The 21,911-nt window shown below is 64.7% G+C and carries 16 protein-coding genes; 7 read left to right on the top strand and 9 right to left on the bottom strand.

Annotated elements, in window-relative coordinates:
- The first annotated feature begins 4 nt into the window (after positions 1-4).
- A complete protein-coding gene (locus DFR67_RS16180; protein WP_110470532.1) occupies positions 5-2,404 on the top strand; it encodes an FdhF/YdeP family oxidoreductase in 2,400 nt (799 codons plus the stop codon).
- A gap of 25 nt (positions 2,405-2,429) precedes the next feature.
- Here DFR67_RS16180 and DFR67_RS16175 read toward each other — a convergent pair whose 3' ends face one another.
- A complete protein-coding gene (locus DFR67_RS16175; protein ID WP_110470531.1) occupies positions 2,430-3,047 on the bottom strand; it encodes a TetR/AcrR family transcriptional regulator in 618 nt (205 codons plus the stop codon).
- A gap of 118 nt (positions 3,048-3,165) precedes the next feature.
- On the opposite strand from DFR67_RS16175, the gene DFR67_RS16170 reads away from it, so the two are divergent.
- The 3 genes from DFR67_RS16170 to DFR67_RS16160 all read left to right on the top strand — a co-directional run bounded on the left by DFR67_RS16170 (position 3,166) and on the right by DFR67_RS16160 (position 5,834).
- Positions 3,166-4,173 carry an aromatic ring-hydroxylating dioxygenase subunit alpha gene (locus DFR67_RS16170; RefSeq protein ID WP_110470530.1) on the top strand — a complete coding sequence of 336 codons (1,008 nt, stop codon included), beginning with the start codon at positions 3,166-3,168 and terminating at the stop codon, positions 4,171-4,173.
- A 34-nt stretch (positions 4,174-4,207) separates the two neighbouring features.
- Positions 4,208-5,299: an NAD(P)H-dependent amine dehydrogenase family protein gene (locus DFR67_RS16165; protein ID WP_110470529.1), complete on the top strand. Its 1,092-nt coding sequence runs from the start codon at positions 4,208-4,210 to the stop codon at positions 5,297-5,299.
- Positions 5,300-5,360: 61 nt separating this feature from the next.
- Positions 5,361-5,834 carry a phosphoribosyltransferase gene (locus DFR67_RS16160; RefSeq protein WP_110470528.1) on the top strand — a complete coding sequence of 158 codons (474 nt, stop codon included), beginning with the start codon at positions 5,361-5,363 and terminating at the stop codon, positions 5,832-5,834.
- Here the strand turns inward: DFR67_RS16160 and DFR67_RS16155 are convergent.
- Positions 5,821-6,378, bottom strand: a complete 558-nt coding sequence (locus tag DFR67_RS16155) for a TetR/AcrR family transcriptional regulator (RefSeq protein ID WP_110470527.1) — start codon at positions 6,376-6,378, stop codon at positions 5,821-5,823. The genes DFR67_RS16160 and DFR67_RS16155 overlap by 14 nt on opposite strands.
- Positions 6,379-6,481: 103 nt before the next feature.
- Here DFR67_RS16155 and DFR67_RS16150 point away from each other — a divergent pair, with 103 nt between their 5' ends.
- Positions 6,482-8,035 carry an MFS transporter gene (locus DFR67_RS16150; protein ID WP_110470680.1) on the top strand — a complete coding sequence of 518 codons (1,554 nt, stop codon included), beginning with the start codon at positions 6,482-6,484 and terminating at the stop codon, positions 8,033-8,035.
- Here the strand turns inward: DFR67_RS16150 and DFR67_RS16145 are convergent.
- Entirely contained in the window at positions 8,024-8,677 is a 654-nt protein-coding gene (locus tag DFR67_RS16145) for an HAD family hydrolase (RefSeq protein WP_110470526.1), read from the bottom strand. The genes DFR67_RS16150 and DFR67_RS16145 overlap by 12 nt on opposite strands.
- A gap of 44 nt (positions 8,678-8,721) precedes the next feature.
- The gene (locus DFR67_RS16140; protein WP_110470525.1) at positions 8,722-10,560 is read right to left on the bottom strand and encodes an AMP-dependent synthetase/ligase; all 1,839 of its coding nucleotides are present in this window, start codon (positions 10,558-10,560) and stop codon (positions 8,722-8,724) included.
- Positions 10,561-10,811: 251 nt separating this feature from the next.
- Here DFR67_RS16140 and DFR67_RS16135 point away from each other — a divergent pair, with 251 nt between their 5' ends.
- Both DFR67_RS16135 and DFR67_RS16130 read left to right on the top strand, forming a co-directional pair.
- Entirely contained in the window at positions 10,812-11,477 is a 666-nt protein-coding gene (locus DFR67_RS16135; protein ID WP_110470524.1) for a YoaK family protein, read from the top strand.
- Positions 11,478-11,653: 176 nt separating this feature from the next.
- Entirely contained in the window at positions 11,654-12,451 is a 798-nt protein-coding gene (locus DFR67_RS16130; protein ID WP_170135236.1) for a crotonase/enoyl-CoA hydratase family protein, read from the top strand.
- Between the two features lie 8 nt (positions 12,452-12,459).
- Here the strand turns inward: DFR67_RS16130 and DFR67_RS16125 are convergent, their stop codons facing one another.
- The 5 genes from DFR67_RS16125 to gltB form a co-directional block, all read right to left on the bottom strand.
- The gene (locus tag DFR67_RS16125) at positions 12,460-12,984 is read right to left on the bottom strand and encodes a hypothetical protein (protein WP_110470522.1); all 525 of its coding nucleotides are present in this window, start codon (positions 12,982-12,984) and stop codon (positions 12,460-12,462) included.
- Between the two features lie 23 nt (positions 12,985-13,007).
- The gene (locus DFR67_RS16120) at positions 13,008-13,889 is read right to left on the bottom strand and encodes an acyl-CoA thioesterase (protein WP_110470521.1); all 882 of its coding nucleotides are present in this window, start codon (positions 13,887-13,889) and stop codon (positions 13,008-13,010) included.
- A 328-nt stretch (positions 13,890-14,217) separates the two neighbouring features.
- The gene (pyk, locus tag DFR67_RS16115) at positions 14,218-15,636 is read right to left on the bottom strand and encodes a pyruvate kinase (RefSeq protein WP_110470520.1); all 1,419 of its coding nucleotides are present in this window, start codon (positions 15,634-15,636) and stop codon (positions 14,218-14,220) included.
- A 105-nt stretch (positions 15,637-15,741) separates the two neighbouring features.
- Positions 15,742-17,247: a glutamate synthase subunit beta gene (locus tag DFR67_RS16110; RefSeq protein ID WP_110470519.1), complete on the bottom strand. Its 1,506-nt coding sequence runs from the start codon at positions 17,245-17,247 to the stop codon at positions 15,742-15,744.
- The gene (gene gltB / locus DFR67_RS16105) at positions 17,240-21,811 is read right to left on the bottom strand and encodes a glutamate synthase large subunit (protein WP_110470518.1); all 4,572 of its coding nucleotides are present in this window, start codon (positions 21,809-21,811) and stop codon (positions 17,240-17,242) included. The genes DFR67_RS16110 and gltB overlap by 8 nt, the downstream gene beginning before the upstream one ends.
- Between the last annotated feature and the right edge of the window lie 100 nt (positions 21,812-21,911).

Here is a 21,911-nt window from a genome sequence, read left to right as displayed (position 1 = left end):
CACCATGCCTGAGAAGAACGGCAACAACGAGCGGCCTGAGAAGAACGGCAACAACGAGCGCGACCTCGACCAGCTCGACATCGAGCGACCCAAGAGCCACGCGGCAGGAGCGACCGCCGTGGCCGTCTCGATGAAAAGAGCGCTGGGACACATGGGTACGGTTCGCACCGCGAAAACACTGCTGAAGCTGAACCAGGCCGAGGGTTTCGATTGCATGAGCTGCGCGTGGCCCGATCCGGACCCCGGTCATCGGCACACCGCTGAGTTCTGCGAGAACGGTGCGAAGGCCGTGGCGGAAGAAGCGACGACCACCCGGGCCACGCCAGGGTTCTTCGCGGCTCACAGCATCGCCGATCTGGACAGCCACACCGAGCACTGGCTTGGTCAACAGGGTCGCATCACCCACCCGATGATCAAACGTCCCGGCGGCACCCACTACGAACCCATCGCGTGGGATGAGGCGTTTTCACTCATCGCCCACGAACTCAACGGCCTTGCCACACCTGATGAGGCGATCTTCTATACCTCGGGCCGGGCCTCGAATGAGTCTGCCTTCGTCTACCAGCTGTTCGCCCGCGCGTTCGGCACCAACAACATGCCCGACTGTTCCAACATGTGCCATGAATCGACCTCGATAGCCCTCCAGGAATCCATCGGGATCGGCAAGGCCAGTGTCACTCTCGACGACGTCTACAACGCCGAACTCATCATCATCGCCGGTCAGAATCCGGGTACCAATCATCCGCGGATGCTCTCGGCCCTGGAGAAGGCGAAACAGAACGGCGCGACGATCCTGGCCATCAACCCCCTCCGTGAAGCCGGGTTGGTGAACTTCAAGAACCCGCAGACCCCGCGAGGGATGGTGGGACCGGGAACTGACCTGACCGACATGTTCTTGCCGATCGCTCTCAACGGCGACCTCGCACTGTTCCAGGCCCTGGGATCGTTGCTTGTCGAGTGGGACGCGCTGGACCACGACTTCATCGACTCCCACACCACCGGTTTCGAGGCCTGGCGCGAGCACGTGCGGGCGGTGGACTGGGACGTCGTGACATCGACGACCGGTCTGACCCGTCAGCAGATCACAGATGCAGCCGAGCTCCTGCGTGACTCGAAAGCCACGGTTTTCTGTTGGGCGATGGGGCTGACCCAGCACCGCAACGCGGTGGCCACCATCAAAGAAGTCACGAATATCGCACTGGCACAGGGCAATATCGGCAAGCGCGGCGCCGGTCTGTTCCCCATTCGCGGGCACTCCAACGTGCAGGGTGACCGCACCATGGGCATCTGGGAAAGGCCGCCGCAGCACTTTCTCGACTCACTGCAGCGCGAGTTCGCCTTCGATCCACCGCGCGAACACGGCCTCGACACCGTCGATTCGATCCGAGCGTTGCGCGACGGGAAGGCCCACTTCTTTCTGGGTCTCGGCGGCAACTTCGCCCAGGCCACACCCGACAGTGATGTCACCTTCGAGGCGCTTCGGAACGCCCGGATGACGGTGCAGATCTCGACGAAGATCAACCGGGGCCATCTCGTGTGCGGCGACACCGCTCTCATCCTGCCGACGCTGGGCCGCACGGAGAAAGACGTGCAGGCGAGCGGACCCCAGTTCGTCACCGTCGAGGACTCGACGTGTTCGGTACACGCCTCCCGCGGACCGCTTGCACCGGCAAGTCCGCACCTGCGATCAGAGGTCGCGATCGTCACCGGTATCGCACAGGCCACCCTGGGCGACCGTCATGGCATCGACTGGGCCGAGATGCGCGAGGACTACCGCACCATCCGCGCCCACATCTCGCGGGTCGTGCCCGGCTGTGATGGCTACGAGGTGAATGTCCGCAGACCGGGTGGCTTCATCCTCCCCCACCCGCCCCGGGATACCCGCAGCTTCGAAACGGAGTCTGGCCGGGGCGAATTCGTCGTCTCACCGATCGAGGTGTTGCAGGTTCCCGCAAATCATCTGATCTTGCAGACACTGCGCAGTCATGATCAGTTCAATACGACCATCTACGGACTCAGCGACCGGTACCGGGGCATAGAGGGCGGAAGGAGGGTCATCTTCATGCACCGAGAGGACATAGCGGCCCTCGGTCATCGCGATGGCGACATCGTCGACATCACCTCCCGGTGGGACGACGATGACAACATTCGGTGCGCACCGTCGTTCCGCATAGTCGAGTACGCGACGCCGCGAGGTTGCGCGGCCGCCTACTATCCCGAAACCAATCCTCTCGTGCCGCTGGATTCCACGGCCCTGGAGAGCAACTGCCCCACGTCCAAGTCGATCATCGTCTCTCTCGTTCCCGCCGGCCGGGGTGACCCGAAAGCGGGCGGGTCCGATCAGGACTCGACCGGATCCGACTGGGATCACAAGACCCACCCCCAGCCTCGACACCTGAGCTGATCAAGCCTGCCCCGTCGCGGAGATGTCAGGGTTCGAGATACTCGACTATCGCGTTGGTGAATCCCCGCCTGGCCAGGTCCAGGTCTGTGTAGGTGCCGAGTTGGCGCTCGGAGACCATGCCGCGCATCGCGCCGGGGATGAATGCAGCGACTTCGGCCACGCGCTGCGGGTCGATCTCGAGACCGGCGAATGCTCGACGGCAGGTGTCCAGCCAGGCCTGCCGCCACGACTCGAACTCTGCAGCGGTGAGCGGGTATGCCCGTTCGAACTCCGCACGATCTCGCGGCATCGCCGCTCTCAAGGTCTCGATGGCACGAGAATCCGCGCCGCTCAGCCCTTCATACAAATTATCGACGATCGCGCTCACTCGATCGCGCAGCGACGCATTCACGGAGGCGCTCGCCGGCAGGTCACCCCGGCGCTCTGCGGTGTATCGCAGCACCGCTGACCACAGTCCGTCGATATCGCCGAACTGATACTTCACCGTCCCCCAGGTGGCCCCGATGTCCTTGGCGATGCGATTGCCAGAGACGGCGCCGGGGTCACCGGATGCCAGTGAGCGCAACGCAGCGTCAAGCATGCTCTCGCGAGTCGCCATCCCCCGCTTGTTGCTGCGCCGCCCGGCAACCTCAGTGTTGGTCATTTTCCCCATGCTAGTGGCGCCTCGCCACTTGTCGGCGAATTCATAGAACCCGCTTCCAAACATTCGCAGAGGGGTCTATTCTTCTTGCGAGAGCGACGACGCACAGGGGAGGCCAGAAATGGCAAAGACGCCATTGCCGATGAAGCCGACCGGTTGGTTCCAGGTCGCATGGTCGGCCGAGATCAAGGCCGGCGACGTCCACCGGATGACGTACTTCGGCACCGAGATGATCGCCTGGCGAGCGGCATCCGGTCAGGTCACCGTCATGGACGCCTACTGCGAACACCTCGGCGCCCATCTCGGCCACGGAGGCACCGTGGACGGCGAGATCCTGCGATGCCCGTTCCATGGCTGGGAATGGGACAGCGAAGGCCGAAACGTGTGCATTCCCTATGAGAAACGGCCCAACAAGGGCAGGCGGATCCGCACCTACCCGGTGACCGAGCACAGCGAATCGGTGTTCATCTGGTTCGACGAACATCGTTGTGCACCCTACTTCGACGTCACGGACGTGTTGTCCGGCTTCGACGACGACAAGAGCGCCGCCGACTACTACCCCGCCTACGGCCACAGCACGCTGTTCGAGACCGGATTGGAGATCCATCCCCAGTACGTGATGGAAAACGGGGTGGACTTCGCTCATTTCAAATACGTGCACAACACTCCACTCGTGCCCGAATTCACCCGTCACGACTTCGACGCCCCGGTCTCCTACGTCGATTTCACCATCGCATTCGACGACGTGCCCGCCGAGGAGATCAACAGCGGCGTGCAGGCGATCAACAGCGGAATCGGCGTGGCGGGCACCAAGAGTTGGGGAATGATCGACAACCGGACGCTCACCTCCGTCACACCGATCGACGACACCACTTCAGACATCCGGTTCACCGTCTGGATAGGACGCACACCCGACGATGAGAGCGATCAACCCTCTACCCGTGCACTACGCAATGCCCGCGGTGTGATCGAACAGTTCCAGAACGACATCCACATCTGGAAGCACCAGCGCTACTCGGATCCGCCGGCGCTGTCCCCCGCAGAGTTCAAGGGCTTCAACGCCATTCGCCAATGGGCCACCCAGTTCTACCCTGCGGACTTCGATCCGAAGGCAGCAACGGCTCGCTGAGCCTCCACCGACAAACCCTTCCGAAAGGCTCCCCATGAGCACACCAGCCCAGACCCCTATCCGGATCTTTCAGGTCGCAACCGGCAATGTCGGCACCGAGATGATCAAGCGGATCGGAACCCACCGTGACCTCGAACTCGTCGGATTGCACTGCTACACCGCCGAAAAAATTGGCCGCGACGCCGGCGAGATCGCCGGACTCGACCCCATCGGGGTCATCGCGACCGGCACCGTCGACGAGATCATCGCCGCACAACCCGATGTCGTGACCTTTCACGGCGTCTTCCCCGACGAGGACCTCTACGAGAAGGTGCTGGAAGCGGGGATCAACATCGTGACCACCGCCGACTTCATCACCGGACATCACCGTGACGAGAACCATCCGCACCCATCGGGCAAGAAGGTCACCGAAGTGCTCGCGGAGGCGTGCCTGCGTGGTGGATCGACCTTCTACGGCACCGGGATGAACCCGGGCGTCAATCAGATCCTCGGCGTGGTGTGCTCGGCGGACGTCGCGGAGATCGAGAACGTCATCACCATAGAATCCGTCGATGTGTCCTGCCACCACTCCAAGGACACCTGGATCGAGGTCGGTTACGGGTTACCGGTGGACGATCCGAGCATCCCGGACAAACTCGAGAAGTACACCCGGGTGTTCGGCGACAGCGTGCTCCTGATGGCCGACTGTTTCGGCCTGGAACTCGACGAGGTCACCTTCAGCTACGAACTCGGCGCGTGCACCAAGGACGTCGACCTGGGCTGGTATCAGCTGCCGAAAGGATCCCTCGGCGGCAACTACATCAAGTACCAAGGCATGGTCGACGGCGTTCCCAGAATCGAGACCCATCTGGAATGGCAGATGACTCCCCATACAACTCCCAACTGGGATATCAAGGGCTGCTACATCACTCAGATCCAGGGCGATCCCTGCATCTACAACAAGCACATGATCTTCCCGAAACGCGGCGTAGACCTCTCCAATCCCGACAACTTCGCATCGATCGGCATGACCGTCACCGGACTGCCCGCACTCAATTCGATCCGAAGCGTCGTCGCTGCGCCGCCGGGAATCATCACCAGTGCTGATCTCCCGCTGCGGGGATTCGCAGGCCGCTTCAAGCGATAACCGCGCAGGTTCGCCGCCACGAGCGGTTTGCCGCTCGGCCGAGCCGTGGGACGATTGGCCGATGACCGATCGAGAAGTGATGACGTGGGCGATCTTCGGTCGCTCGAGCCGGGAACTCGCGCAACTCGTCGCTGATTCGAGTTTCGTCCCCGACGTGGTCCTCGGCATCGCACGCGGCGGTCTGGTACCTGCTGGGGCACTGGCCTACGCACTGGACTGCAAGGCCCTGTTCACGATGAACGTCGAGTTCTACACCGGCATCGGGACCACCCTGGACAGTCCGGTCATCTTGCCTCCGATCCTCGACGCGACCGAACTCGACGGCCTGAGTGTTCTCGTGGTCGACGACGTCGCAGACAGCGGGAAGACGCTCGAACTCGTGCACTCGTTCTGCCGCGATCACGCCTCGGAGGTCAGGACCGCCGTGCTGTACGAGAAGCCTGCGTCGGTGATCCGCGCCGACTACACGTGGAAGTACACCGACCTCTGGATCAACTTCCCGTGGTCCACCGAGCCGCCCATCACGCCTCGCTGATACCGGCCGGAGATTCTGCGCCGACTCCGAGCAAGCGATCGACGACGCGCTGGTGCAGCGCAGGATCGATCGGCGGCAGACCCAACAAACCGCCGAGATACAGCCCGTCACCCACCAGCCGGATGATCTCGGCATCCACGGGGTCGTCGATCTCGGCGCGAAGTCCCTCGTCCCAGAGTTGCATCACCTCGGTGACCGCCTCCTGGATCTCACCGGGATTGCCATCGACGCTGCGCAAAGCCGCCAGGGTCGACCGGAACAACGCGAGTTCTTTGTCCGACGTCGACTCCGGGGGTTGCAGGTACCAGGTGGCCACCGTGGTACCGCCGCGGGCGGCCTCGGCGCGCTGATCGTCCGAGCGCTCACCCAGTCGACGAACCATCGCCGCGATCAAGGCGTCTTTGCTGCTGAAGTGATAAAGCAGCCCACCTTTCGACACCCCAGCCGATTTCGCGACGCTTTCGAGGGTGACCCTCGACAATCCCTCGTCGAGCAACATCTCTTCCAGGGCGTCGAGAATCCGATCACGGGTGTCAGCGGCCATGTGGCCACTTTACCGGCTGGACGGTTCACTGCTACCTTCGCTGTACCGTCCGGACGGTTTTTTCGGGCCGAGCAAAGGAGCACGTGTCGTGAGTGGGTTGCACATGCCCCGAACGCAGCACATCGATCGAGAGACCGCAGGGCCCAAGGAGTGGCTGGGGCTCGTCGTGCTCGCGTTCGCCGTTCTCCTCATCGCCATCGATGCGACGGTGCTCGATATCGCCCTACCGTTCCTCAGCGCCGATCTCGAGCCGACCAGCACACAACTCCTCTGGATCATCGACGTCTACTCGTTCGCCGTGGCCGGACTGCTCATCACCATGGGCAACCTCGGCGATCGCATCGGCCGGCGCCGTCTGCTCTTGATCGGTGCCGCTGGATTCGGCATCGCCTCCCTGCTCGCGGCGTGTGCCGTCAGCGCTGAGATGCTCATCGCCGCCCGGGTCCTGCAGGGCATTTCGGGTGCAACCCTGATGCCTGCGACGCTCGGCTTGATCCGCACCATCTTCAAAGACCCGCGCCAACGCGTCACCGCCATCGGGGTGTGGAGCGCGATGGCAGGAGGGGGTGCGGCAGGCGGCCCGCTCCTCGGCGGATGGCTGCTCGAGCACTTCTGGTGGGGTTCTGTGTTCCTGATCAATCTCCCCCTCATGGCCGCGCTGATTCTTCTGGGCCCTCTGGTCATCCCGGAGTCCAGGGATCCGAGTCCGGGCAAGTTCGACCTGCCGAGCTCGGGGCTGTCGATGCTGGCGTTGGTGCCGATCGTCTACGCCGTGAAAGAGGCGGCGGCACACGGGCCGAGCCTGACGGATCTGTTCGCGGCGCTTGTCGGAGTTGTGGCCGGCGTCCTGTTCATTCGACGGCAGCGGATCCTCGACGCACCGATGATCGACCTCAAGCTTTTCCAGAGAGCCGACTTCTCGGCCGCGGTCTTCACCAATTTCCTGTCGATCTTCGCCCTGTCCGGTGTGTTGTTCTTCGGGTCGCAGTACTTGCAGCAGGTTCTGGGCTGCAGCCCGCTGGAGGCAGGCCTCGTTTTGCTGCCGGGCACTGCGGCAAGCGCCGCCGCTTCCCTGGGTGCGGCCTATCTCGTCCGGGTGTGGCCGGCCGGCACGGTCCTGGCATGTGGGCTGGCCGTGTCGGCGGTGGGTGCACTACTGCTCATCGGGCTGGGTACCGACGATGGCCTCGGCCTGTTCATCGCCGGTTTCGTGCTGGTCGGTATCGGAGTCGGAATCGCCTTGACCCTGACGTCGGACCTCGTGGTGAGTGCAGTCGAGCCCGAACGGGCCGGCGCGGCGTCGGCCGTCTCCGAAACGGCCTATGAACTGGGCGTCGCGCTCGGTGTGGCGGTGCTGGGCAGTGTGGTCATGGCGATCTTCCGCCGGGGACTCGACACCGGCGGCCTGGACCCTGCGACTGCGGCAGCGGCACGGGAGACTCTCGGCGGCTCTTCAGCGGTCGCGGCCGACCTACCCATGAAAGCTTCTGCAGCGTTGACGGACTCGGCCAATGCCGCCTTCGTGTCCGGCATGCACGTTGCATCGATCGCGACCGCGGCCGTGCTCGCGCTGAGCGCCGTGCTCGTCTACGTGCGCCTGCGGACGCCGTCAGGACCGCAGGCGGCTGCACGTGCCGTCCTGAACTCAGCGAAGTGACTCTATGGCATCGGTCGTCAGCGCGTCGATTCCGTCGATCACCAACGCGGCCGGGGCCAGAGCGTCTTCGGCGGGCGGATAATCGGGGCGCGGCGCAGCAATCAGCACCAGACCTGCCGCCGTCGCCGATCGCATCCCGTTCGACGAATCCTCGATGGCCGCACAGGCCGCGGGTTCTCGGCCCAACTCCCGGACGGCATGCAAGTACACATCCGGCGCGGGCTTGCCGCGGTCGAGTTCCTCGGTCGAGACGGTGACCTCGAACAGGTCTGTCCAGCCGGCTGCTTCCAGCACGGCGTCGATGAGTCGGCGGGGCGACGAACTGGCCAGGCCCAGAGGCCAGCGCCGTGCGCAACGACGAACGGCCTCATCGGCACCCGGCAACACCGGTAGGTGCTCTTCGTAGCGGGCCACCATGTGATCGATGACGATGGTCGCCACCTCCGCCGGCGGCTTGCCGACACCCAGGTCGTCACTCAGATAGGCCGCCCACTCCGGGGTGCTCATCCCCATCAACGCCGTCTGCGCCTCCGGCAGCCACGTGCCGCCATGGTCGGCCACAACACTCCGGCGTACCTCTTCCCAGATCGGCTCGGAGTCGACCAGTACGCCATCCATATCGAAAACCAATGCATCAATCACCAGAGCATCATCTCCCGCGCAGGCCCGACCTCACACCCCGGCGGTCAGATGCCGAGATCGACGACGCCCTGACCTGCAGGCGTCGAATACAGATCGAGGATGGTCTGCGCGTACTTGCTCGCGATCGGCTTGCGCCGCAATTTCATCGTCGGAGTCAATTCGTCTCCTCCGGGATCCCACGCCTCCGGAACGATGACGAACCGCTTGACCTGCTCGACCCGCGACAGCCTGGCGTTGCCGGCCTTCACCGACAACGTCACCTCGTCGATGATCTCCGGGTTGGCTGCGAGATCCGCGATCTGGGCGTCCGGGATGCCCAGGGCTTTTGCACGAAGCGCAACGACGTCGGGGTCGAGCACGATGAGTGCGGTGATGTACGGCTTGTCGTCACCGACCGCCACCACCTGACTGGCGAGCGATGAGTTCGCCTTCACAGCATTCTCGATGGTGCTCGGAGCCATGTTCTTCCCGGACTCGTTGATGATGAGCTCTTTCTTTCGATCAACGATCGTCAAGTTGCCTTCGGCATCGATGGTGCCGACATCGCCCGTCGCGAACCAGCCGTCGGCATCGATGGCGTCTGCCGTCTTGTCCGGCTTGTTGCGGTATCCGCGCATGACGATCGGCGCACGGACGAGTACTTCACCGTCCTCGGCCAGTTTGATCTCGACACCCTCGACTGGTTTGCCGACCGTACCCACCTTCAGGTTGTCCACGGTGGTCTTCGTTGCCGCGCCGGTGGTCTCACTCAGACCCCACACCTCGATGACGGGGATCCCCAGCCCTACGAAGAACTCGATGACCTCCGCAGGAATCGACGCAGCACCTGATATCGCCAGCTTCAGTTCGTCGAGCCCCAGCGCCGCGCGCACCTTCGACAACACGAGCCGGTCCGCCAACTGGTACTGCACCTGCAGGGCACGGCCCCGAGGACGGCCAGACAGGTCAGTTCTCGCGGCCCGCGCGGCGACGTCGAGCGCCCACGCCGCGAGCTTCGACTTGACCGGGCTCGTCTCCTCGGCGACCTTGGCTTCGATACCCGCCTTGATCTTCTGCCACACCCTCGGAACGCCGAAGAACACCGTCGGCCGCACATCGGGGAGGGCCGCAGCGAACTCGCGCGGGTCGGCAACCGAGGTTATCTGTATTCCGCGCAACTGATTTGCACCGTGCGAGGAGACCCGGTCCGCGATGTGCGCGGCCGGTAGATACGAGATGATCCGATCGTCGAATCCGGTGTCAAGGTCTGCGGATACCGATTCAGCGGCCGCGATCACGTTGCGGTGGGTGATCTCCACCCCTTTGGGCGGCCCCGTCGTCCCCGACGTGTAGATCAACGTGACGAGGTCGTCGGGTTCCACCGCTCGCCACGACGCCTGGAAGTCGAACTCCGTATCGGGATCGGTCTCGACAGCGCGCAGCTCGATGGCACCTTCGGCGGGACCGTCGACGGTGATGATGTGCTCGAGTTCGGCACCGGACGCCCGGATCGCGGGCAGGAAGACCTGTTCGGTGACGACGATTCGATTGGCCGCGTCGCCGAAGAGATACGCGAGCTGCTCCGGCGCACTGGTGTTGTACACCGAGAACGGGATCGCGCCGAGGTGCACGATGGCGGTGTCGACGAGGTGGAACTCGGGCCGGTTGGTCAGCATCAGGCCGACCGTGTCGCCGCGTTTGACGCCGAGGCTCACCAGCCCCAAGGCGATCGACTCCACTCGCGCGGCGTACTCGCGCCACGTGATCTCCTGGACACCCCCGGGGGTTCGCAACGCGACGCGATCCGGATGCATTTTCGCGGTGTGCTGAAACGCCTCCGCGGTGGTGTGAACGGCCACTCCGGACGGGTGGTGAAAGACGGTCTGCGTGGTGTTCGGGTTCATCGGTGAACTCCTGACGAATGGTGTCGACAAGTCTCAATGCGGCACGCCCCCGGCAACGAGAAATCGGACATGCGTGTATCCGAGAACCTATCCCCGGTTCACCTTCCGCGGGGCGAATTCGGTGGGTTACCCGGGCGAGAACAGAGGTTTGGTGGACAGCGACACGACACGTCGGCAGCCGAAATGCCGACCCTGGCCATCACGTCGCCCGTAACATCGCCCACACCAACCGTTTCCATTGAAAGTGCCCAGTGCAGAAGACGACGACAACCCTACGGTTCGCACTGCTGATCACCTTGGCGAGTGGATTCCTCGACTCGTACACGTTCCTCGTTCGTGGAGGCGTGTTCGCCAACGTCCAGACGGCGAATGTGATCCTGATGGGGATCGGGTTGTCCGACCGCCACTGGGCGCAGGCACTCCTGCATCTGTGGCCGGTCCTGGCGTTCTTGCTCGGTGTGATCTTGGCCGTCCACATCAAATCCGGTCGAGTCGATCACCTGCTCGCTCATCCGATCCGGTGGACGATCGGCCTCCAGGCCCTCGTGCTCGCCGTGGTCGGGTTCGTACCCACCTCGGTCTCCCACACCTACGTGACCGTTCCCATCGCCTTCTGCACCGCGATGACGATCACGATGTTCCGCACGATCGGCGACCTCGGATATTTCGCTGTTGCCACCACCGGCAATCTGATGCACATGGTCGAATACGGTTACGCCGCATCGGTCGACAAACGCGCGGATGCGGTGTCGGCGTTTTCCACCTACGCCAGAGTCGCCGGAACATTCGCCGTGGGCGCTCTCGTCGGCGCGGTCGCAACGCAACTGTTCGACGCCCGCGCGGTGTGGCTCGCCGCCGGATTCCTCGCCGTGACACTTGTCTTCTTCGTCGTCGACGAGCGTCGCACGGCCGCCTGACACCGCAAGGGCCAGGGAGGGACCGAGCGCATCGTCGAGGTGGCCTGCCCGCGTACCGTAGTAGCGACTGTTCCCACCTGAAGGAGCCCCACATGCCAGCGACCGATGGCGTTTCCGCACCTGCACCGCTGACGCTCGCCGCCGATCCACACGGCAGCCCGGCCGCCGACGACTCCGTGACGTACCGCGTTGAGCACACCTCGGTCGGGCCGATCGCGCATGTCCAGCTCAACCGGCCCGACAAGCACAATGCCCTCACGCTGCCCCTGCTCGCCGGTCTCACCCGGGCCGCGAAGCAGGCAGCCAAGGATCGGACGCTACGCGCGGTGATCATCAGTGGCGCCGGGAAGTCATTCAGCGCCGGCCTCGATTTCGGCAGCCTCGCGGGCAAACAGAAGAGCATCCTGCGCACCTTCGTACCCAATTTGCTGCAGGGCTCCAACGGTTTTCAGAATCCGGCTTGGCACTGGCGCCGGGTGCCCGTCCCGGTGATCGCGGTCGTCCACGGACATTGCTACGGCGGTGGCCTGCAGATCGCCCTCGGCGCCGACTTCCGGTTCACCACCCCCGACGCCGACTTCTCCATCCTCGAGGCCAAGTGGGGTCTGATCCCCGACATGTCGGCATCGGCAGCGTTGTCACAGCTCACCGGTATCGACACCGCCAAACGGCTCACGATGACCGGTGAGATGTTTTCGGCCGCTCACGCGAAGGAGATCGGCCTGGTGACCGGGGTCGCCGACGATCCGCACGCCGAAGCGCTCGCGTTGATCGAGAAGATCGCCGCCCGCTCACCCGACTCGGTGGCGTCGACCAAGAAGTTGTTCGAGAAGACGTGGTCGCGGTCCCCACGTTTCTCGTTCCCGGTCGAGCAGGTATTGCAACTCCGTCTGCTGCGGAGCAAGAACCATGCGATCGCCCGCAAGGCGGGCATGAGCCGCGAGACACCGGTCTTCCGGGATCGGGAGATCTGAGTCAGGCCTCAGGGTTCGATGACGATCCCGCGTTGGAGGTTCGACTCACCGGCCTCATGGCGCAGCGTTGTGCCGATCTCGACCACATAGCCGGCCCGATTCTCCGGAATGCCCGAGATCGAGAACGGCAGTCGGCATCGGCCGTCGGACAACTCCGGTGCCGTCAGCACGGATTGCCCGAGGATCGAGAGGTCCTCGTCCAGCACTCGAACGCGGGTGCCTTCCCGCACGTCCTCGAACTCGCCGGTACCACCGCAGATGTCGGTGGCCGAGACCTCGTACTGCTGATCGGTGAGGACCACCGAGCCGTCCACGGTGAAGTCGCGTTCTTGCACACCGAAAGCAAGCGCGCCGACCGCGATCACCGCCAGGATGGTCGCAGCGATCGAACTGATCACGATGATCGGCGTGCGCGTGCGCCGTTGCCACGTCCGCGGGGCCAGATCAGGTCCGGGGCTCAACCAGTATTGCGGCGTCTGCAGTACGGGTTGCGTATCCGACCTGCTCAGCTCCGACTCCGCCTGCGTGTCCATAGCTGAAAGTCTGCCCTATCGGGTCACTTCTTCGGCGGGAAGTATTTGATCAGCGCTTCTTGCACGACGGTCGTCGCCAGCAGACCTTCGCGGGTGAAGAACCGGCCGGTGCCCAGGCCACGCGAGCCGGCAGCGACGGGTGACTCTGTTGCGTACAACAACCATTCGTCGAATCTGAAGTCGCGGTGGAACCACATCGAGTGGTTCACGGTCGCGGCGAACAGACGGTCGATGCCCCAGGACAATCCGTGGGTCGTGATGATCGAGTCGAGCACCGTGGTGTCGGAGGCGTAGCAGAGCGCCGCTATGTGCATCAGCGGGTCGTCGGGCATCTGTCCGTCGGTTCGCATCCAGACCCTGTTGTGCTCGAGCCGCTCCCCTGACTCCCGCGCTTTCCAGGTGGGGTCGTTGGCGAAGCGGATGTCGATGGGATGCATGGCGTTCACGAACAACGCGATGCGATCTTCGAAGCCCTTGAAGTGCTCACCGAGCGGCGGCAGGTCTTCGGGGTACGCGACGTCCGGGCTCTGGACCGAATGCTCCAGGCCGGCCTTGTTGTCCTGGAACGCGACGAGCATCGAGAAGATCTCTTCGCCGTCCTGCATGGCGTTCACGAGTCGGTTCGCGAACGGCTTGCCGTCGCGCAGCCGGGTGACGTGGTACTCGATCGGTTTGGAGACGTCCCCGCCGCGGATGAAGTGCGCGTTGAGCGCGTGCACGGGGGTCGGGCGCGGCACGCTGCGGCCGGCGGCCACCACTCCTTGGCTCAGCAACTGGCCTCCGAACGTGCGGGCCCCGACCTCGGTGGGATGGAGCCCGATGAAGAGGTCGGGTTCGGGCTCCTCCAGATCGAAGAGTGCGAGCAGCTTGTTCAGATCAGACGTCGTACCGGGGGCTTCAGTCACAGCAAAACTGTAGAGGACGACACGCGACCCCCGCGCCGACCTACCCGCCTGGAGCCTGATGGCCCACTCGACGGCAGTAACGGCCCGCTCGACGCCAGTTTCGGCCCACTCGACGGCAGTATCGGCCCGCTCGACGCCTGTTTCGGCCCACTCGACGGCAGTATCGGCCCGCTCGACGGAGGTCTGAGCGAGCGCAGCGATGCGAAGACCTGGGAGGTGTGGCCGCGGTGGTTCTGGACTGCCGACGAGCGAGCGCTAGCGAGGTGAGGAGAAGGGAAGAACTACCGCCTGATGGCCACACCGACAAAGCGAGCGGAGCGAGCAAAAATCAGTGGTCGTCCTCACCGATCCTGTGGACATGGATCAGGTTGGTCGTGCCGACGGTTCCGGGAGGGGCGCCGGCCACGATGACCACCTGGTCGCCGACTTTGAGGCGGCCGATCTCGAGCAGTGAGGCGTCGACCTGTTTGATCATCTCGTCGGTCGATTCCACGCGCGGCACGATGAAGGTCTCCGTTCCCCAGCTCATGGCGAGTTGACTGCGCACCTCGGGCAGCGGCGTGAACGCGAGCAGGGGAAGCCGCGTGTGGAGGCGGGCCAGGCGTCGAACGGTGTCGCCGGACTGGGTGAACGCCACCAGGGCCTTGGCGTCGAGACGCTCGCCGATGTCGCGGGCGGCGTAGGAGATGATGCCGCGCTTGGTGCGAGGGACGTGGCTGAGCGGTGGCACGTCGCGGGTCCCGTTCTCGACGGCCTTCACGATCCTGGCCATGGTCTGCACGGTCTCCATGACGTACTTGCCGACGGAGGTTTCCCCGGACAGCATGACTGCGTCGGCACCGTCGAGGACGGCGTTGGCGACGTCGGAGGCCTCGGCGCGGGTGGGGCGTGAGTTCTCGATCATCGATTCGAGCATCTGGGTGGCGACGATGACCGGTTTGGCATTTTCGCGAGCCATCTGGATGGCGCGCTTCTGGACGAGTGGGACCTCTTCGAGCGGCAGTTCGACGCCGAGATCGCCGCGGGCGACCATGACTGCGTCGAAGGCCAGGACCACCGCTTCGAGGTTGTCGATGGCCTCCGGCTTCTCCAGTTTGGCGATGACGGGGACCCGGCGGCCGACCCGGTCCATGATCTCGTGGACGAGTTCGATGTCTGCGGGCGAGCGGACGAACGACAGCGCGATCAGGTCCACTCCGAGGGCCAGCGCGAACTCGAGGTCGGCGACATCCTTCTCCGACATCGCAGGCACCGAGACGTTCATCCCGGGCAGGGACACACCTTTGTTGTTGCTGACCGGGCCGCCTTCTGTGACGGTGCAGATCACGTCGTTGTTGTCGACCTCGACGACGGTCAGTCCGACCTTTCCGTCGTCGACGAGCAGGCGGTCACCCGGCTGGGCGTCGTTGGCCAGTTCTTTGTAGGTGGTGGAGACGCGGGTGGCGGTGCCTGCACAGTCCTCGACGGTGATCCTGACCTCGTCGCCTGCGGTCCAGTGCACGGGGCCGTCAGCGAAAGTCCCGAGACGGATCTTCGGGCCCTGCAGGTCGGCGAGGATGCCGACTGCGTGTCCCGTCACGTCGGACGCCTTCCTGACCCGGTCGTACATCTCCTTGTGGTCTTGGTGTTTGCCGTGGCTGAAGTTCAGCCGCGCCACGTCCATTCCACTCTCGACCAGTTCACGCACCCGATCGTCGGTTGCGGTGGCCGGTCCGAGGGTGCACACGATTTTGGTACGTCGATTCACCTCGCCGAGCCTAGTCCGCACAGACGATCCTCTCCACGTAAGTAGCCAAGACGTCACCCATAATTCGCTGTGTTAAGCAGATGAGGTTTCCTGCCGATATGCGTTTCAGCGGACTGACAGCGGTAGCGCGGCCGGATGCACCGGCGATGGCAGGTCTGATTCACCCATGAGGAATTCGTCGACGCCTCGCGCTGCGGCACGGCCCTCGGCGATCGCCCACACGACCAACGAGGCCCCTCGGTGCGCGTCTCCGCACACGAAGACGCCGGGCGCGTCGGTCTGCCAGTCGCTGCCGCAGGCAAGCGCGCCTCGACGGTTGGGGGTCAACTCGAGCTCCGCCAGCAGGTGGGTGCGCTCGACGCCCTCGAAACCGATCGCGAACAGCGCCAGCTCACAGGGCAGTTCGAACTCGTCGCCGATGGGGACGACGGTTCGGTTCCCGTCGTCGTCGCGCTTGACGGTCACCTCTGCCAGGACCATGGCGACGACGTTGCCGTCATCGTCACCGACGAAGCGCTGCACGGCGACCTCGTAGCGGCGAGCGCCGCCCTCGGCATGCGCGGACGAACTACGCAGGATGAGCGGCCACGTCGGCCAGGGCGATCTGTTGTCGTCGCGGTCGGAGGGCAGTTCCGGGTTGTAGTCGAGTTGTGTGACCGATGCCGCACCTTGCCGGTGTGCGGTGCCGAGACAGTCTGCACCGGTGTCACCGCCCCCGATGATCACGACGTGTTTCCCGCGCGCCGAGATCGGTGACGGGCCGTCGCCCTCGCACTCGCGATTGGCCGGCACCAGGTGCTCCATGGCCAGGTGAACGCCGTTCAGGTCTCGTCCGGGCACCGCGGTGTTGTCCCGGGCCGCCAGCGCGCCCACCGCGAGCACAACCGCATCGAATCGCTCCCGGAGGTCGGCGACGGTCAGATCGACGCCCACGTTGCAGCCGGTGACGAACTCGGTGCCCTCGGCCCGCATCTGTCCCAGCCGCCGATCGACGTCCGACTTCTGCAATTTGTACTCGGGGATGCCGTATCGCAGCAGCCCGCCGAGGCGGTCGTCGCGCTCGAACACGGTCACCGTATGACCGGCGCGGGTGAGCTGTTGCGCGGCGGCCAGCCCGGCCGGACCGGATCCGACCACCGCGACGGTCTTACCCGAATGGGTCATGGACGTCTGCGGACCGACCAGACCCTCGCGCCAGGCTTCCTCGGCGATCGTCTTCTCGATCCGCTTGATGGTGACGCTGCCGCCGGTGGTCGACGCAGAGATCGACAGCACGCATGCCGACTCACACGGCGCCGGACAGATCTTCCCAGTGAACTCGGGGAAGTTGTTCGTCGCGTGTAGGCGATCGCTGGCGGCATCCCACCGGCCGCGACGCACCAGGTCGTTCCATTCCGGGATCAGGTTGCCCAGCGGGCAGCCCGCCGTCCCGGAATGACAGAACGGGATGCCGCAGTCCATGCAGCGACGCGCCTGTTCGGCGACCTTCTCGTTCTCTTTGAGGGGGTCGTTGTCGGCGTAGACGTCGCGCCAGTCGTTGACCCGTTCGTACACCGGCCGGGTGACCGCCTCGGCCTTGCCGACCTCGAGAAATCCGCGCGGGTCAGCCACGAGCTGCCTCCATGATCGCTGAATCCACGTCGCGTCCTTCCGCTTCGGCCATGCGCGCGGCGTCGAGCACGCGCTGATAATCGGTGGGCATCACCTTGGTGAATTTCCGGCTGCGCCTCGGCCAGTCGGCCAGCATCGACGCCCCTACCGCCGAGCCCGTCAGCGCGACGTGTCTGCTCACCTGATCGTGCAGGAACAGCAGATCGTCGGGGTCGGGGCTCTGTAGATCGACCATCGCCTGATTCACCTTCGACGAATCCAGCTGGTAGACGAACGCGATCCCACCGGACATACCCGCAGCGAGATTGCGTCCCGTCGGTCCGAGGATGATCACGCGGCCACCGGTCATGTACTCACACGCATGGTCGCCGACACCTTCGACCACAGCGACGGCGCCTGAGTTGCGGACGGAGAAACGCTCCCCCACCCGGCCGCGGAGATATACCTGCCCGCTGGTGGCGCCGTACAGGATGGTGTTGCCTGCGATCACCTGGTCCTCGGCGACGAAGGTCGCGTCGGGATGAGGCTTGACCACGATCTTGCCGCCGCACAGGCCTTTTCCGACGTAGTCATTGGCATCGCCGGTGAGCGACAGCGTGACACCCGGCGGCAAGAACGCCCCGAGCGACTGACCTGCCGACCCGGTGAGCGACACCGTGATCGTGTCCTCCGCGAGTCCGTCGGCGCCGTACCTCCGGGTGACCTCCGAACCGAGGAGGGTTCCGACCGTGCGATTGACATTGCGTATCGGGAGATCGAGGTGCACCGGGTGCGCGTCCTCGAGTGCCCCTTCGGAGAGCTGGATGAGGGTCTGATCGAGTGCCTTGTCGAGGGCATGTTCCTGTCCGCGCATCCGGCGGCGCGGCGAATCGGTCGCCGGCAGCTGGAAGATCGGGGAAAGGTCAAGTCCCTTCGACTTCCAATGGGCCACACCGGGCGCGGTGTGCAGCGCGTCGGAGCGTCCGATCGCCTCGTCGAGCGTGCGGAAACCGAGCATCGCCAGATGCTCCCGCACGTCTTCGGCGATGAACTTGAAGAAGTTCACGATGTGCTCCGCCTGGCCCGTGAACCGCGCCCGCAACTTCGGATTCTGGGTCGCGACGCCGACCGGGCAGGTGTCGAGATGGCACACGCGCATCATGATGCAGCCGGCGACGATCAGGGGTGCGGTGGAAAATCCGTATTCTTCGGCACCGAGCAGCGCTGCCACCATCACGTCGCGACCGGTCCGCAACGCACCGTCGCACTGCACCGTGATGCGATCGCGTAATCCGTTGAGCATCAGCGTCTGTTGCGCGTCGGCCAGGCCGATCTCCCACGGCGTGCCCGCGTGCTTGAGCGACGTCAACGGCGACGCGCCTGTGCCGCCGTCGTGGCCGGAGATGAGCACCACGTCGGCGTGCGCCTTCGACACTCCGGTCGCCACCGTGCCCACGCCCATCGCGCTGACCAGCTTCACGTGGATACGTGCTCGGGAGTTCGCATTCTTGAGGTCGTGGATCAGCTGGGCCAGATCCTCGATCGAGTAGATGTCATGGTGCGGCGGCGGTGAGATCAACGCGACCCCGGGCGTGGAATGCCTGGTCTTGGCGATCCACGGATACACCTTGTATGCCGGAAGCTGGCCACCCTCACCGGGTTTGGCGCCCTGGGCCATCTTGATCTGGATGTCGGTGCCGTTGATGAGGTAGTCGCTGGTGACACCGAAGCGACCGGACGCGACCTGCTTGACCGCACTGCGGCGCATCGGATCGTACAGCCGGTCGGTGTCCTCTCCGCCCTCCCCTGAGTTCGACCGGCCACCGATGGTGTTCATCGCGATGGCGATCGTCTCGTGCGCCTCTGCGGAGATCGAGCCGTAGCTCATCGCCCCGGTGTTGAACCGAGTCATGATCGTCTCGACAGACTCGACCTCGTCGAGCGGCACGGGTTCTCTTCCTTGCGTGTCGAACTCGAACAAACCGCGTAGCGTCCCGCCTTCGCGGGAGAGCCGGTTCACCTCGTCGCTGTACTTGCGATAGACGTCGGTCTTTCCCGACTTCGAGGCATGCTGCAGGAGGAAAACCGTTTCGGGGCTGAACAGGTGCAGCTCGCCCTCGCGCCGGTACTGGTACTCGCCGCCGATCTCGAGTCGCCGGTAGACCTGCTCCGTCGGATTGGGCGGGTACGCCCGATGGTGGCGCAGCCGCACCTCCTCGGCGATCTCGTCCAGGCCCACGCCACCGATCCGCGACACGGTGCGGGTGAAGTACTCCCGGACCAGATCACCCGACAGTCCGACGGCCTCGAAACACTGCGCTGCGGTGTACGACCCGACGGTCGAGATACCCATCTTGCTCATCACCTTGAGCACGCCCTTGCCGAGGCCTTGCAGATAGTTCCGCACCGCTTTCGATGCAGACACCCCGGTCAGCTCGCCCTCCCGGACGAGATCCTCGATGGTCTCGAACGCCAGATAGGGGTTCACCGCGGCCGCACCGAATCCGATGAGCAGCGCGACATGGTGGACCTCACGTGCGTCGGCGCTTTCGACCACGAGGGCCACCCGGGTGCGTTCTTTCGTCCGCACCAGGTGGTGGTGCACGGCGGAGGTGGCCAGTAGCGACGGGATGGGCGCGTTGTCACGATCGGTTTCGCGGTCGCTGATGACCAGCGTGTGGAACCCGCTCGCGATCGCTTCGCTGGCCCGCGTCCGCAGGTCTGCCAGCGCACGTTCGAGGCCGGGACCTCCTTCGGCGACCGGATAGTGCGCGCGCAACACCTTCGCCGACAGTCCGCGGTGGTTGCCCTCGTCATTGATGTGCACGATCTTGGCGAGTTCGTCGTTGTCCAGCACCGGCCACGGGAGCAGGATCTGCCTGCACGACGCGGCGGTCGGCTCGAGAAGGTTCTGCTCAGGGCCCATCACGCGGGCCATCGAGGTGACGATCTCCTCGCGGATCGCGTCGAGCGGCGGGTTGGTGACCTGCGCGAACAGTTCGACGAAGTAGTCGTAGAGCAGCCGTGAGCGCTGCGAGAGCACCGCGATGGGGGTGTCGGTGCCCATCGAGCCGAGAGCTTCGTATCCCGAGGCGGCCATGGGTGCGATCAGCACCCGCAGGTCTTCCTCGGTGTAGCCGAACGAGACCTGTCGCCGCACCACCGAGTCGTGGGTCGGGATGAACCGCGGCCGTTGCGGCAGCCGGGCCAGTTCGAGCAGACCTGCGTGGAGCCACTCCTCGTACGGCCGCTCGTCGATCAGTTGACCCTTGATCTCGGCATCCGGGATCCGCCGTCCGGCAGCCGTGTCGATCAGGAACATCTTGCCCGGTTCCAGCCGGCCCTTCGCGACGATGTCTTCACTGCTGATGTCGAGGACACCGGCTTCGGACGCGAGCACCACCTTGCCGTCTCGGGTCTGCCACCAGCGCCCGGGGCGAAGGCCGTTGCGGTCCAGAACGGCCCCGACCAGCGTGCCGTCGGTGAACGTCACACATGCGGGTCCGTCCCATGCCTCCATCAACGAGGAATGGAACTGCAGGAACGCCCGTCGGCGCGGATCCATGTCGGGGACGTTTTCCCAGGCTTCGGGAACCATCATCATCACGCAGTGCGGCACGCTGCGACCGCCGAGGTGCAGCAGTTCGAGGACTTCGTCGAGTGATGCCGAGTCGGAAGCCTCCGGGGTACAGATGGGGAACAGCCGTGTGAGGTCGCCGGGGATCAGGTCGGTCTCGAGCAAGGCTTCGCGGGCCCGCATGCGGTTGCGGTTACCGCGGACCGTGTTGATCTCACCGTTGTGGGCGACGAACCGGAACGGGTGGGCCAGCGGCCAGGACGGGAAGGTGTTGGTCGAGAACCGGGAGTGCACGATCGCAATCGCGCTCTCGGTGCGATCGTCTCGCAGATCGGTATAGAACAGCGGCAGCTGCATCGTGGTGAGCATGCCTTTGTAGACGATGGTGCGGCTCGACAACGAGGCGAAATACAGCCCGCTGCCGTCGGCCTCCAACTCCGGGGTGACGCGTTCGGAACGCTTGCGCAACGGATAGACCAGGCGGTCGAGGTCGAGTCCCGACGGCGCGGTGCCGTCGGCGTTCAACGGTCCGCTGACGAACAGCTGACTCATGTACGGCATGCAGCTGCGGGCGGTCTCCCCGATGTCGGCGGCATCCACCTCCACCGGGAGCTCGCGCCACCCGAGGATGGTGACGTTCTCTTCGGCGGCGAGCTTCTCGACCCGGGCCACTGCTCGTGATCTGGCTTCGGGATCAGCGGGCAGGAAGCAGTTGCCGACGGCGAAGGTGTTCTCGCCGTTCAGATTGACCGGAGGCAGCTCGAAGTCGACCACCTCACGCAGAAACGCGTGCGGGACCTGCATGAGGATGCCCGCGCCGTCGCCGCTGTTCGTCTGGGCTCCGGCGGCGCCGCGATGATCGAGATTCTCGAGCGCCAGCAACCCGTCGGCGACGATCTCGTGACTGCGTCGACCGTGGATGTCCGCGACCATCGCGACACCGCACGAGTCGACTTCCATGTCGGGGTCGTAGAGACCCTGGGCTTCCGGGAGCTGAGAGAACAGCAAATCCGACCTCCACGCCTAGGCCCTCGACAAGTCGAGGGAACCAGCCAGTAATCCTCAGGACGTCACTGGCCCGTGGGGTGAAATGAGCGCACCGACAGAC

Origin of the sequence: Williamsia limnetica (assembly GCF_003217475.1) — a bacterium.
GTDB classification, from domain to species: Bacteria; Actinomycetota; Actinomycetes; order Mycobacteriales; family Mycobacteriaceae; genus Williamsia; species Williamsia limnetica.
Note: the sequence above shows the minus strand (reverse complement) of the source record. Positions and strands in the feature narration are given on the sequence as shown.

What these genes read in the sequence shown, in the direction of transcription:
- DFR67_RS16180 (WP_110470532.1), top strand. Translation starts at nt 5, where the DNA reads ATGCCTGAGAAGAACGGCAACAACGAGCGGCCTGAGAAGAACGGCAAC.
- DFR67_RS16175 (WP_110470531.1), bottom strand. Translation starts at nt 3,047, where the DNA reads ATGACCAACACTGAGGTTGCCGGGCGGCGCAGCAACAAGCGGGGGATG.
- DFR67_RS16170 (WP_110470530.1), top strand. Translation starts at nt 3,166, where the DNA reads ATGGCAAAGACGCCATTGCCGATGAAGCCGACCGGTTGGTTCCAGGTC.
- DFR67_RS16165 (WP_110470529.1), top strand. Translation starts at nt 4,208, where the DNA reads ATGAGCACACCAGCCCAGACCCCTATCCGGATCTTTCAGGTCGCAACC.
- DFR67_RS16160 (WP_110470528.1), top strand. Translation starts at nt 5,361, where the DNA reads ATGACCGATCGAGAAGTGATGACGTGGGCGATCTTCGGTCGCTCGAGC.
- DFR67_RS16155 (WP_110470527.1), bottom strand. Translation starts at nt 6,378, where the DNA reads ATGGCCGCTGACACCCGTGATCGGATTCTCGACGCCCTGGAAGAGATG.
- DFR67_RS16150 (WP_110470680.1), top strand. Translation starts at nt 6,482, where the DNA reads ATGCCCCGAACGCAGCACATCGATCGAGAGACCGCAGGGCCCAAGGAG.
- DFR67_RS16140 (WP_110470525.1), bottom strand. Translation starts at nt 10,560, where the DNA reads ATGAACCCGAACACCACGCAGACCGTCTTTCACCACCCGTCCGGAGTG.
- DFR67_RS16125 (WP_110470522.1), bottom strand. Translation starts at nt 12,984, where the DNA reads ATGGACACGCAGGCGGAGTCGGAGCTGAGCAGGTCGGATACGCAACCC.